Genomic DNA, 12,551 nt, shown 5'->3' with positions numbered 1-12,551 from the left:
TAATTTGCTTAATTAAATCAAAAGGAAAAGGAAAAATATGGCAGTAAATGTTTATTATGATCGTGATTGCGATTTAGGTTTAATTAAAAGCAAAATAGTTGCGATTATTGGTTTTGGCTCACAAGGACACGCTCACGCTGAAAACTTAAGAGATAGTGGTGTAAAAGTTGTAATTGGTCTAAGAGAAGGAAGCTCGGCTAATAAAGCTCGTGCTAAAGGTTTTGAAGTTTTAAGCGTAGCTGATGCGACTAAAAAAGCTGATGTTATTATGATTTTAACTCCTGATGAATTTCAAGCTCAAATTTTTAATAGCGAAATTAAACCAAACTTAAGCGAAGGAAAAGCTATAGCATTTGCTCACGGATTTAATGTTCATTACGGACAAATTGTAGCTCCAAAAGGAGTAGATATTATAATGATAGCACCTAAAGCACCAGGTCATACGGTAAGAAATGAATTCGTAATTGGTGGCGGTGTTCCTGATTTAATAGCAGTTGCTCAAGATGAAAGCGGTAATGCAAAAGCTCTAGCACTAAGCTATGCAAGTGCAATTGGTGGCGGACGCACAGCTATAATTGAAACTACATTTAAAGACGAAACAGAAACAGACCTTTTCGGCGAACAAGCAGTGCTTTGTGGAGGTTTGACTGCACTTATTGAAGCAGGATTTAATACACTTGTAGAAGCTGGATATGAGCCTGAAATGGCATATTTTGAGTGCTTACACGAAATGAAATTAATCGTTGATTTAATGTATCAAGGCGGAATTGCTGATATGAGATATTCTATTTCAAATACAGCTGAATACGGCGATTATATTACAGGCGAAAAAGTTATAAACGAAGATAGCAAAAAAGCTATGAAAAAAGTATTAAAAGATATTCAAGATGGCACATTTGCAAAAGATTTCATCTTAGAAAGCCGTGCAAATTATCCAAAAATGAATGCAAGACGCAATATTACTAAAAACAGCCTTTTAGAACAAACTGGCGTTAAATTACGCAAAATGATGCCTTGGATTGAAAAAAGCAAATTAGTTCAACAAGATAAAAATTAATGGCTAAAAAAAAGCAAAAAAGCAAAGCTAATTCTAGCTTTGCTAAAACTCTTAAAATAATTTTTTTATTTTTATTATTATTTGGCATAGGGCTTTTAGTATATTTAAATATATACGAAAGCAAAGAGCAAATTAGCGAAACTAAAGAGATAAAAACTCAAAAAGAAATTCAAAAACCAAAACCGCAAACAATAGTAAATGCTATAAATAATTATAAAAATGAAAAAAGCATTGATAAAGAAAAGAATTTAAATCAAAATTTTAGTGATATATTTGCTAATATGGATTTAGAAAAAAATTATGATAATTGTAAGGTAACTAGCGTAACTTGTTTTGATACTAAAGAAACTTCAGCCTTTGGTTCTTTAGCAAGTGCTACTAATATTAAGGCAAAGTTAGCAATTATTATTGATGATGTTGCGACAAAAGAACAAAGCGAAGAAATCAAAAAAATTATTAAAAATGGTAAAAAAATCACTCCGAGCTTTTTTCCTAACACAAACAATCACCCAGACACTAATAAATATTCAAAAGAATTTAAATCTTTTATGATACACCTTCCTTTAAGGGCTTTAAAGTTTAATAAAGAAGAGCCGCTAACCCTTACTCCAAATGATAGTTATCAAGTGATTGAAAATAGGATTAAAAATATCAAAATCGCTTTTCCAAATCTAAAATATCTAAACAATCATACAGGCTCATTATTTAGCGAAGATGAAAACGCTATGAGAAATTTATTTAAAGCATTGAAAAAATATGATTTGATTTTCGTTGATTCAAGGACTAGCGCTAACACAAAAGCACCTACAATTGCAAAAGAATTTAATCAATTTTATATCCACAGAAATGTATTTTTAGATAATTCACAAGATTTAAATGATATTCGCAAAAAGCTAGATGAAGCAGTGGAATTTGCCCTAAAACACAAAAGAGCAATAGCCATAGCACACCCACACAAAAATAGCCTAAAAGCAATTAGCGAATATAACTTTTCTAAAGTTGAGCTAGTTTATATAGATGATATATACAACGATTATAAATGAGTTTAATACTCTTAAAAACCCGCCTAATAAGATTTATTATAAAGGCAATTTAGAACTTTTAAAAATGCCTAAAATAAGTATAGTAGGCTCTAGAAAAATGAGCGTTTATACAAAAAATCTAACCTTTAAACTAGCACAAAAACTAAGCCAAATAGGTATTTGCGTAGTAAGTGGTGGAGCAATTGGAGTAGATATTGAAAGTGCAAAAGCAAGCCTGCCTTATCATATAGGAATTTTTGCAAATGGGCTTAATAAAATCTATCCAAAAAGCAATGAATTAATCATCAAACAAATATATGAAAACGCCCTAGCACTAAGCGAAAACGAGCCAAATCATATCCCATTAAAACACGATTTTTTAGCTAGAAATCGCCTTGTAGTAGCTCTTGGAGATATTTTAATCATCACCCAAGCAGACCTTAAAAGCGGCTCATTAAACTCAGCAAAACACGCCCTAGAATATGGAAAAGATATTTATGTATTAGCCCAAAGAATAGGAGAAAGTGATGGCACAAACGAGCTAATCGCAAACTATAAGGCAAAAATAATTTATGATATTGATATTTTCGTAGCACAAATGCAAGAATACTTCAGCGTTCAAAAATGCTACACTCAAAACTACGATGAGTTTTTAGAATTTTGTAAAAACGGAGCAAATCTTGATGAAGCCTTAGAGCGATACGGCGAATTAGTATATGATTATGAACTTGATGGAAAAATAATAATTGATGGAGTTTTAGTTAGGAGTGTTTAATGGAAAATATACTTGCACTTGATTTAGGACTTAAACGAATTGGCGTTGCAATTAGCATAATGAAAATTCCTATGCCACAACCTGCAATAATTAGAATAAATCGCAACCAAGCAGCCACAGAAGTAAAAGAACTAATCAAAAAGCACAAAATCACTAAAATTGTAATAGGCATTCCAATGGGTGGTAGTGCTGAAGATGAGATGCGAAGAAGAGTGGAGCATTTTTCAAAACTAATTGAGTTTAGTAATATAGTCTATCACGATGAAAGTTTTACAAGCAAACAAGCAGCAAAAATTATTAGTAGCAAAAAAAAAGATGGCAAACAAGATAGCATTGCAGCATTTTTATTGCTTAAGGATTATTTAGGAATTTAAATTGAAAAAGCTCGTTTGTTTGCTTATATTTAAAGTTTTATTAGCAAATGATTATGACTTAGGATTTGAGATTTTTAAAAATATTGATTTTACAAAAGAGCCAATTGAATACGAAAATGATTTAAAACAAGTTTATAATTTATGGTCTAAAGCTTGTAAGAATAAAAATATGCAAGCTTGTTATGATTTAGGGTTTTTATATGAGAGCGGAATAGGAACTAAGCAAAATTATACTAAAGCCATAAATCTTTATACTAAAGCTTGTGAAAATAACTTATATGAAGCTTGTTATGTAGTAGGTTTTATGAATGCTTATGGAATTGGAACGCAACAAAACAAGAAAAAAGCTATTAAATTCTATACCAAATCTTGTAATCATAATTATGCTGTTGGGTGTTATTTTTTATCATTTTTATATAAGGATAAAAAAGCTAAAGAATATTTAAAAAAAGCTTGTGATTTAGGCGATGAAAGAGCTTGTAAAAGTATTGAGAATTTGAAAAATTAAATTAGAAATTTAAAGGAAGTAAGGTGAAAAAATTATTATGTTTAGCACTTTTAGGTGCAAGTGTTTTAGGTGCAGTTGATATTAAGGAATTAGAAAAAGCTTGCAATAAAAACGATTATAAAGCTTGTGATGCTCTTGGATATTTATATGCAAGTGGCGAAGATGTAGAGCAGGATTTTAAAAAAGCAAATAAATTATGGATTAAGGCTTGTAAAGGTAAAGATGCTTCTTCTTGTTTTAATATAGGATTATCTTACGAACAAGGAAATGGAGTAAAACAAGATTTAAAAAAAGCAAGTGAGTTTTATATTAAAGCTTGTGATGGTGGACATACTTTTGCTTGCACAAATTTAGGTTCTATGTATTTTGAAGGAGATGGCATAAAACAAGATTTAAATAAGGCGAGAGAATTTTATACTAAAAGTTGCGAACTACAAGATTTTGGTGCTTGTGGATTTTTAGGCTTTATGTATTATTCTGGAATTGGCATTGCAAAAGATATTGAAAAAACAAAAGAATTATGGACTAAAGCTTGCGATAATAAAGACGGAGAAAGCTGTTTAGCTTTATCAAGTTTATATGAAAATGATATTAAAAAGTCTATTGAATTAATTAAAAAAGCTTGTGATTATGGAGAACATACTAGTTGTTTGCTGTATAAAAAAATAAACAAGCAATGACATTAAAGGAAGTAAAGTGAAAAAATTATTATGTTTAGCACTTTTAGGTGCTGGTATTTTAAGTGCAAATGAGCTTGAAAGTCAGTGTAATAAGGGCGATTTGGAAGCTTGTTCAGATTTAGGAGTAGAATATGCTAAAAATCAAGATTATACTAAAGCAAAAGAATATTTTACTAAGGCTTGTGATAACGGAAATGCTACGGGTTGCAATAATTTAGGGGTTGTTTATGCGAATGAATTTGGAGTAAAACAAAATTATACAAAAGCAAGAGAGTTTTATACTAAAGCTTGTGATAATGGGGATACTATGGGTTGCTCTAATTTAGGGTTTTTATACGAAAAAGGACTTGGAATAAAGCAAGATTATTTTAAAGCAAGAGAGTTTTATGCCAAAGCTTGCAATAACGGAAATGCTACGGGTTGCTTTAATTTAGGAATTTTATATGCAAATGGATTTGGAGTAAAAAAAGATTACATAAAAGCAAAAGAATATTTTACTAAAGCTTGCGATGGTGAAAACGCTAGTGGTTGCTCTAATTTAGGGGTTGTGTATGCAAACGGATTTGGAGCAAAACAAGATTATGCAAAAGCAATAGAACTTTATGCTAAAGGTTGTGATGGTAACGATGCTATGGGTTGTTATAATTTGGGAGCTTTATATAATAACGGGCAAGGCGTTAGAGAAGATAAAAGAAAAGCTAAAGAATACTTAAGAAAAGCTTGTGATTTAGACGAACACAACGGCTGTAGTCATTATGAAATATTAGATGAGCAAGGGTTTTGATAAATAACAATGATAAATTTAAAGGAAGTAAAGTGAAAAAATTATTATGTTTAGCACTTTTAAGTGCTGGTATTTTAAGTGCAAATGAACTTGAAAGTCAGTGCAATCAAGGGGATTTTGAAGCTTGTTTTAATTTAGGAGTAGAATATGCTAAAAATCAAGATTATACTAAATCAAAAGAATATTTTACCAAGGCTTGTGATAGCGGACAAATTCTTAGTTGCCTTAGCTTGGGTGAATTTTACTTTTTTATAAATCAAGATTATGCTAAAGCAAAAGAATATTTTATTAAGGCTTGTGATGAAGATGCTACGACTTGCTCTGATCTAGGGTTGTTATATAGTGAAGGGTTTGGAATAAGACAAGATTATATAAAAGCAAAAGAGTTATTTACCAAAGCTTGTGATGCGGGAAGTGTTGTTGGCTGTGTTAATTTAGGAAATTTATATGCTAACGGAAATGGTGTAAAGCAAGATAATGATAAAGCAAAAGAGCTTTATACTAAAGCTTGTAATGATGAATTTACTGAAGGCTGTTATGGTTTAGGATTGTTATATAGCAAAGGGGTGATTAGAACAAGCGAAGATTATTTAAAGGCAAGCGAATTTTATACTAAATCTTGTGATGGTGGAGAAAGTGTTGGTTGTTATAATTTAGGTGTTTTATATAGCAGTGGGTATGGAGTAAAACAAGATCCTATTAAGGCAAAAGAGCTTTTTACTAAAGCCTGTGAAGATGGGTTACCTAATGGTTGTTTTAATTTAGGCAGTTTGTATTATAAAGGCAAAGGTGTAAAACAAGATAAAACAAAGGCTAAGGAATATTTTGGCAAAGCTTGTGATTTAGGCGGTCAGAATAGTTGTTATTGGTATAGAAAATTAAACGAGCAAGGATATTAATAATAAGAAATTTTAAGGAAATAAAATGAAAAAATTATTATTTTTAGTGCTTTTAGGTGCTGGTATTTTAGGTGCAAATGAGCTTGAAAGTAAGTGTAATAACGGAGATTTTCAAACTTGTTTTAAATTAGGATTAGAATATTATGGCAAACAAGATTATGTAAAAGCACAAGAATTATGGCATAAAATGTGTGATGGTGGGGATGTTAATGGTTGTACTAACTTAGGAATTTTATATAAAAACGGAAAAGGTGTAAAACAAGATTATTCTAAAGCAAGAGAGCTTTTTATCAAAGCTTGTGATAGTGGGAAAACTATGGGTTGTTTTAATTTGGGGATTTTGTATGAAAACGGACAAGGTGTAAAACAAGATTATTCTAAAGCAAGAGAGCTTTTTATCAAAGCTTGTGATGGTGGAAATATTCCAAGTTGCACTAATTTAGGGTTTTTATATTATGAAGGATTAGGAGTAAAGCAAGATTATTCTAAAGCAAAAGAATTTTATACCAAAGGTTGTAATGGTAATGATGATAGAGGTTGTTTTAATTTGGGGATTTTGTATTACAACGGACAAAGCGTAAAACAAGATGAAAAACAAGCTAAAGATTATTTTAAAAAAGCTTGTGAATTAGGACATCAAGATGGTTGTAATAATTATAAAGTATTAAATGAACAAGGATATTAATGATATTTAATCATACCGAGCATTTTAGCGAGATTTATGGATTTAAAAAGCCAATTGATTTGGAGTATTTCGGGGTATTTATAAACTCAATTAAATGCTGTGAAGATGAGTTTTTAAAGGCTTTTAGTGAGTATTCGCCTACAAAATTAGATGATAATTTTTATATTTTTAGGCAAGAATTTAAAATAAGAATTTCAACTCACGATTTGGCAATAAATGGCGGGATTTATATACAAGATTATTCAAGCTATTTATGCGCTAAGGCTTTAAATGTTAGCTCAAGCGATATTATTTTGGATATGTGTGCTGCTCCAGGGGGTAAGAGTATAAATCTAGCTAATTTTAGCGACAATTGTGAAAATCTAAGCTCAAATGAGCTAAATAGCAAAAGATTTCATAAGCTTAAAACAATCCTAGCAAACTACGGCATAAAAGCAAAAACCTATAATCACGATGGCATTTTGATAGGTCGCAAGACACCCGAGAGATTTAGCAAAATATTGCTTGATGCTCCTTGTAGCACATTTATGCACGACTTTTCTATCACAAAAAGCCATAAAGAAATAAAGCAAATCGCCACTACTCAAAAAAAGCTTTTAAACTCTGCCCTAACAGCTTTACAGGTTGGTGGGGAGCTAGTTTATAGCACTTGCACGCATAATTTTTATGAAAACGAAGCAGTGATTTATAATGCACTTAATTCTAAATTTAATATAGAACTTTTAGAAATTGATTTGCCTTGCGAATATTTGCAAGGACTAAGTAATTATGATGAAAAATATAGCGATGATAGACTTGCTAAAACTTATCGCATAAAGCCAACAAATACTCATTCAGGCTTTTTCATAGCAAAATTAAGGAAATTAGGCTAGTTAAAAAATAAAAAAGATTTCATCATTTATTATTTCCATTTAAGCTCCTTTTTTATAAAAATTATTCTTATAATAAAAGAAAAATCCTTCTCTTAAAGAATCGTAAAAGTTTTCCTTTTTGACAATCTCAAATTCTATATTCCATCCTAGAAATCTAGCTGGGTGGAAAAAAAATGTAATTATTGTTATACCAAATGTTTTCCATTGATTGATAGGTTCTATTGACTCACGGATAAAACCTCTATCCCATTTTAAAAAATTGTTTGAAAAGTTTTTTTTATATTTACGATTATTTATGTCATTATAAAATAAATTATCTTTTAATGAAAAATTGATATTTTGTAAGAAATGCCCTCTACAATTGAAATGAGTAAATACGCTATTTTCTTGTTTATCAAAGTAAGTAAGAAAATAATTATGAATTCTTTTTTTACTATTTGCAATAAAAAATAAATGTTCTGTAAAAATAGGTAGTTCTGATTGACTTAAATAGTATTTATTTTCAGTAATTTTACAATCAAAAGCTTGAATTATTTGTGGATTTTCATAGCTAAAATTATATTTATTATAAAATAATTTTTTAAAACTATTAAATAGCGAAAACCCATTAATATTTTTATTATAAGTTCTTGTTCTATGCTTGTCTGTAATTGTAGAATTGAAAGTATCATATTGTTCCTTAGTAGTTTCAGGGATAATTTCTTTACAATAAATTCTTTTTATATCTTTATGAAACATGTCATAGACGCTATCTTTACCTACTTCTTGAACCCCCCAAGAATAATGGTCGTTTGAAGATTTAGGTTTATGGATAGTCTCATATGCTGGTCTTGAATACAAAAGCCCACCACCACCGTTAAGGAGCAATGTTCTTATCCTTTCAATCTCCGATGCTAATACGTCTTCATTAGTGCTAATAATGTTATCTATACCCTCATAAAGTATGGTTAGTTCCTTATCATTAATTAATAAGCAAAATAATTGTGTTTTTTTAATTCTGCTTATTTTTGCACTAGGAATTATGTTTTCGCTACCAAAAGTTAAAAGAAATGTTTGGCAAATACCAAGTGCTTTTTCAAAATCTTTTATACCTCTAGATACGTAATAATTTAAAAACCTATAAGCTAAAGAAAACCAAGCTTTTGCTGTGATTTGTTCATGATAAAGAAAAAATGGTTCGTTAATATTAGTTGTGCTTTCAGAATAATCTCTTAGTTCTTTTGCGAGGTCTTTTAAATAAAACTCTTCAGATACGCTATCTAAGTTTGGGTTTAAAGATGCAAGAGCGATTAAAGAAGATAATTCCTCAGCTAAACTTTTAGACATAGTTATTTGTTTTTCATTTTTAGATATAGGAAAATTATCTCTTTCAAGATATAAAATGTCTAAAATTTCAATTAATTTTTTACCATGTAATTTATCACAAAAAGACATATCAAGTCTTTCCATGTTTTCATATAAATATTTAAACGCTCTTTTAGTGTGTAAAAAGCGTTTTTTATATTCTTCTTTATCAAAGAAATTAATAAAGAAGTCTAAGTTTTCATTGTAGTCTGGGTTTAGTTCATTAATGAATGAAATTCTTTTATTATAAAAATCACAAAACAAATTACCGTCATTAATACTTGTGCGTTTTGCTACTACTACATGAGAAGCTTTAAATAAATTATCCAATATATTATCAAAAATAATTCTTAAGCCTATACCATCATTTAAAGATTGAGCTTGCTTTAATACTTTTGCAAATGTTAAAACTTCTTCTCTATAAGGAAGCTTGAACTCTAGTGGCTCTCCGTGTAACATAAGTCCTAGAGTTTTAACCTTTTTATTAAAGTCCTTTAATTGTTTTTCGTTCACCATTAATTCCGTAAATAGTTTTTCTTCTATTTCGGCTTTCATTGTTTCTAGTGTTTCTCTCCATTTTTTATGGCTAGGTAAAAGTGCATAATCTTTTAATTCATCAAATATTTCATCTAAGAAAAAATCCATATCTATAATACTAGCTAATAAACCACCTTCAAATACAGGTTTATTGCCATCTTCTTGTGAGATTCTATGATATTCTTCTAGGTCTTCTTCTTTAACTTTTGCACCATTTAAAGTAAGCTCTTTTCTTCTATCGTTATTATCGCTAATAGTATTACCGTCAAAAGGTACACAAAATTTTAATATAGTGTCTTTGCTTAGTGTAGAACCTGGAGTACATAAAACAAAGTCTTCATTAAAAAACTCTTTAGGTAAAATCGTGGCATCTACAAGCAAATCAGGTCTATCATTATAGATAGCATTTATATATTTTTTTTCCTTATCGTCTAATAAAGTAGTATCTAATCTTAAGATATTATCATAAGTTAATAATTTATGCTCAATAGGAGAGTGGCTTAGGATATTATTAATACTATTATAAAGTCTTGCACAGCCAAACTTTGTGGGTCTAAAAATCTCAGGAATTAACTCTATTCTCATATCTTTAACGCTTCTTAAATTATTTTATATAAATGTAATTCTCCATTTTTATATTCTAGCTTTAATCCTTTTTCTTTTAAATCTTGTTTAAATTTATCATGAGGTCTTAGAGCAACTTCATATTCATAAACCAATGTATTTGCAATGCTTAATGGTAAAGTATAACCCAATGCAAATTCTTGTTTTTGAATTAATAACTTCACAATCAAACTCCTAAAATCACATATCCCAGCAAAGGTTAAATCTATTAGTTGTTCTTTTCCAACAATTATCTTTAATATTTGCCTCTCTTAATTCTTTATCTAAAAGATTATAAACTTTAGTAATGAGATTACATAAATTTTCCCATTCTAAATTTTCGAATATTTTAACTAATTTTTCTTTAATTAATATATCTTTAAAAACATTTATATCTAAATTCTCCGTATTTATATACGAGCTTTTATAAAATTTACCTTCTTCTAACGGATTGAATATAGGTTCTGCTCCACTCCAAGTATCAAATGTATAATTCCTAATTTTATCAATCAAATCCGCTATTGCTTCTAAATAGCTAAAAACATCTGATGCTTCTGCTAATAAAAAATATTTTTTATCTATTGATATTGAAGTATAGTTTTTATAGTATTCATCTAAAAAAATATGGCAATTTCTTTTTGCTAATCTTATATAATACTCTAATGCGTGAGCTTTTTGAACATCTATATTTTTTGTATCATTTATTAAAATTTGTGGAATAATTTTCATTAATTTTCCTTATTTATTATAATTTTACATATTTTTCTATAAATTTTTCTTTTAAACCGTTGAAAAAATTTTCCATCTCTTCAATAGTTTTTTTATAATTCACTTCAATTACTGAATTTGGTTCAAAACTAGGACTAAAAAAACCAATCTTCCTAAAATAAATATATAAATAATCTAGTTCTATTTGCTTATAGCCTAAAATAAAAAATAAGTGGTTTTGTAAGCCTGCAAAAATATATATTTTTAGGCATTCTATATTAAATTCTACATCTTGTTGTGTAGTAGTCTGAAAATCATTTTTATAGGTTTTTAAAAAGTTATATAATCTAAAAGCTTTATTAACTAAGTTAATATCATAAAATGGTGTTATTTCATTAAAAAATGAAAAATTGCTTTTCAAAAACATTTCATATATTTTTGGTTCGTTGGCTTTTATATTTTCTAAAACAATGAATGGATAATTTAGTTTGATATCATCTGAAAATGAAAAGAATATTTTAAAAGCATCATCAAACTCATAGTTAAAAAAATTACTAATTCTTTCATATTTATTAAACATAAACATGAAATTATTAATCATAAAATCCAATAAATCATCATCTTTTATAATCTCTAATAAAAAATCTGCTAGATTTTCTAATAGATTTTCACCATCTTTTAATAAATTATTTTTTAATCTAAATGTAGCCATTTGATAACCATAAAAACAAAAGTATTCTGATAACATTACTTGAGATGGTAATCTTTTATCAAACTTATCTGATAACTTATGAAATAATGGACAAAGACAAACAGAATTGAATGTAATTTTTACAGGATTGCCTCTGTTATAACAATCTAGCCTAGATTTCCAAAACTTTTGAGCTTTAGTGTGCAAAACAGCCATAGGCTTATCATCATCAAAACTAAGAAAATCTGAAGATAGGTATTCGTAACAAAATGTTCTTCTTAATTCTTCTATCCTTGTTCTTTCTTTAAAATCTTCTTGGTTAGTAAAAAATACCTTATTATAATATTCTTTTGATTTATTGATAGAAAAACTATCTATATAATTAACACCAGTACAGCGTTCATTGTAGAAATAATAATGTCTTTTAATATCAAAATATTCATTATAGATTATTTGATAATCATCATATTTAAAGCAATCTATTAAATTGTTAGATGAATAGATTTTATCCTTATTTGTTGCATGAACGCCTGAAAAAGCATTTGGTATCTTTTCAAAGCCACTAGCAAGTCCAAACATCATAAAAGTATCTAAGACCTCATCTTTTGTTATTTTTTTTAGATGATGTTTTACATCAAATAAAGATTTTATAAACTTTGAAATTAGAACATAAGAAAATTTATCATTCTTCCATTCTTCTCTTAGTTTTATCATTTTATCCACATCAAGAAGATTAATTTCTCTACAACTTTTGGTCTTAAAATACTCTAAATCATATATTGATTTAACTTTTTCTATCTCTTCATATAATTTTGTTTTTCTTTCTACTTCTTCATCAGGGCGTAGCTCACATAAGCAACCAGATTTGCCAGTTGATTCGATACTTTCATTTTTGTAAAAGAAATTATGATTTTTATCATAAAACATATTTACAAAGCTATCTAATTCCTCTTGCCCTACTTCTTGTTGGGTAGGAATAATATCTTTAAATTTCTTTATTGGTGTATTCATT

At 28.6% G+C, this 12,551-nt stretch carries 14 protein-coding genes; 10 read left to right on the top strand and 4 right to left on the bottom strand.

Annotated elements, in window-relative coordinates:
* Window positions 1-37: 37 nt before the first annotated feature.
* Genes ilvC through AVBRAN12647_RS05425 form a run of 10 tightly spaced genes read left to right on the top strand, consistent with a single transcriptional unit; the run spans window position 38 to window position 7,656 of the window.
* Window positions 38-1,057: a ketol-acid reductoisomerase gene (gene ilvC, locus AVBRAN12647_RS05470; RefSeq protein ID WP_214150100.1), complete on the top strand. Its 1,020-nt coding sequence runs from the start codon at window positions 38-40 to the stop codon at window positions 1,055-1,057.
* Window positions 1,057-2,100 (top strand): divergent polysaccharide deacetylase family protein, encoded by a 1,044-nt coding sequence (locus AVBRAN12647_RS05465; protein WP_336614818.1) that lies wholly within the window; start codon window positions 1,057-1,059, stop codon window positions 2,098-2,100. The genes ilvC and AVBRAN12647_RS05465 overlap by 1 nt, the downstream gene beginning before the upstream one ends.
* Window positions 2,075-2,854 (top strand): DNA-processing protein DprA, encoded by a 780-nt coding sequence (locus AVBRAN12647_RS05460; RefSeq protein WP_214150099.1) that lies wholly within the window; start codon window positions 2,075-2,077, stop codon window positions 2,852-2,854. Before AVBRAN12647_RS05465 ends, AVBRAN12647_RS05460 begins: the two co-directional genes overlap by 26 nt.
* Window positions 2,854-3,228: a Holliday junction resolvase RuvX gene (ruvX, locus tag AVBRAN12647_RS05455; RefSeq protein WP_214119608.1), complete on the top strand. Its 375-nt coding sequence runs from the start codon at window positions 2,854-2,856 to the stop codon at window positions 3,226-3,228. The genes AVBRAN12647_RS05460 and ruvX overlap by 1 nt, the downstream gene beginning before the upstream one ends.
* A 1-nt stretch (window position 3,229) precedes the next feature.
* The gene (locus AVBRAN12647_RS05450) at window positions 3,230-3,736 is read left to right on the top strand and encodes a tetratricopeptide repeat protein (RefSeq protein ID WP_336614817.1); all 507 of its coding nucleotides are present in this window, start codon (window positions 3,230-3,232) and stop codon (window positions 3,734-3,736) included.
* Window positions 3,737-3,759: 23 nt separating this feature from the next.
* Complete coding sequence (locus AVBRAN12647_RS05445) at window positions 3,760-4,416, top strand: tetratricopeptide repeat protein (RefSeq protein ID WP_336614816.1); 657 nt, start codon at window positions 3,760-3,762, stop codon at window positions 4,414-4,416.
* Between the two features lie 16 nt (window positions 4,417-4,432).
* Window positions 4,433-5,200 (top strand): tetratricopeptide repeat protein, encoded by a 768-nt coding sequence (locus AVBRAN12647_RS05440; protein ID WP_336614815.1) that lies wholly within the window; start codon window positions 4,433-4,435, stop codon window positions 5,198-5,200.
* Window positions 5,201-5,232: 32 nt separating this feature from the next.
* Complete coding sequence (locus AVBRAN12647_RS05435) at window positions 5,233-6,099, top strand: tetratricopeptide repeat protein (RefSeq protein ID WP_336614814.1); 867 nt, start codon at window positions 5,233-5,235, stop codon at window positions 6,097-6,099.
* 25 nt (window positions 6,100-6,124) lie between these two features.
* Entirely contained in the window at window positions 6,125-6,784 is a 660-nt protein-coding gene (locus tag AVBRAN12647_RS05430) for a tetratricopeptide repeat protein (protein WP_336614813.1), read from the top strand.
* Entirely contained in the window at window positions 6,784-7,656 is an 873-nt protein-coding gene (locus AVBRAN12647_RS05425) for an RsmB/NOP family class I SAM-dependent RNA methyltransferase (RefSeq protein ID WP_336614812.1), read from the top strand. Before AVBRAN12647_RS05430 ends, AVBRAN12647_RS05425 begins: the two co-directional genes overlap by 1 nt.
* A gap of 39 nt (window positions 7,657-7,695) precedes the next feature.
* Here AVBRAN12647_RS05425 and AVBRAN12647_RS05420 read toward each other — a convergent pair whose 3' ends face one another.
* The 4 genes from AVBRAN12647_RS05420 to AVBRAN12647_RS05405 are packed head-to-tail and all read right to left on the bottom strand — an operon-like array spanning window position 7,696 to window position 12,550.
* Entirely contained in the window at window positions 7,696-10,122 is a 2,427-nt protein-coding gene (locus tag AVBRAN12647_RS05420; protein ID WP_239803839.1) for a hypothetical protein, read from the bottom strand.
* 14 nt (window positions 10,123-10,136) lie between these two features.
* Window positions 10,137-10,325, bottom strand: coding sequence for a hypothetical protein (locus AVBRAN12647_RS05415; protein WP_336614811.1), 189 nt, complete (start codon window positions 10,323-10,325; stop codon window positions 10,137-10,139).
* A gap of 16 nt (window positions 10,326-10,341) precedes the next feature.
* Window positions 10,342-10,869 carry a hypothetical protein gene (locus tag AVBRAN12647_RS05410; RefSeq protein ID WP_336614810.1) on the bottom strand — a complete coding sequence of 176 codons (528 nt, stop codon included), beginning with the start codon at window positions 10,867-10,869 and terminating at the stop codon, window positions 10,342-10,344.
* A gap of 16 nt (window positions 10,870-10,885) precedes the next feature.
* Complete coding sequence (locus tag AVBRAN12647_RS05405; protein ID WP_336614809.1) at window positions 10,886-12,550, bottom strand: hypothetical protein; 1,665 nt, start codon at window positions 12,548-12,550, stop codon at window positions 10,886-10,888.
* Window position 12,551 lies beyond the last annotated feature (1 nt).

The sequence above is a fragment of the Campylobacter sp. RM12647 genome (assembly GCF_020138135.1).
Lineage (GTDB): Bacteria > Campylobacterota > Campylobacteria > Campylobacterales > Campylobacteraceae > Campylobacter_E.
This window is presented reverse-complemented; position numbering and strand designations above follow the sequence as displayed.

Excerpts from the sequence above, each read along its gene's own strand:
- ilvC (WP_214150100.1), top strand. The coding sequence starts at position 38 with ATGGCAGTAAATGTTTATTATGATCGTGATTGCGATTTAGGTTTAATT.
- AVBRAN12647_RS05465 (WP_336614818.1), top strand. The coding sequence starts at position 1,057 with ATGGCTAAAAAAAAGCAAAAAAGCAAAGCTAATTCTAGCTTTGCTAAA.
- AVBRAN12647_RS05460 (WP_214150099.1), top strand. The coding sequence starts at position 2,075 with ATGATATATACAACGATTATAAATGAGTTTAATACTCTTAAAAACCCG.
- ruvX (WP_214119608.1), top strand. The coding sequence starts at position 2,854 with ATGGAAAATATACTTGCACTTGATTTAGGACTTAAACGAATTGGCGTT.
- AVBRAN12647_RS05430 (WP_336614813.1), top strand. The coding sequence starts at position 6,125 with ATGAAAAAATTATTATTTTTAGTGCTTTTAGGTGCTGGTATTTTAGGT.
- AVBRAN12647_RS05425 (WP_336614812.1), top strand. The coding sequence starts at position 6,784 with ATGATATTTAATCATACCGAGCATTTTAGCGAGATTTATGGATTTAAA.
- AVBRAN12647_RS05420 (WP_239803839.1), bottom strand. The coding sequence starts at position 10,122 with ATGAGAATAGAGTTAATTCCTGAGATTTTTAGACCCACAAAGTTTGGC.
- AVBRAN12647_RS05410 (WP_336614810.1), bottom strand. The coding sequence starts at position 10,869 with ATGAAAATTATTCCACAAATTTTAATAAATGATACAAAAAATATAGAT.
- AVBRAN12647_RS05405 (WP_336614809.1), bottom strand. The coding sequence starts at position 12,550 with ATGAATACACCAATAAAGAAATTTAAAGATATTATTCCTACCCAACAA.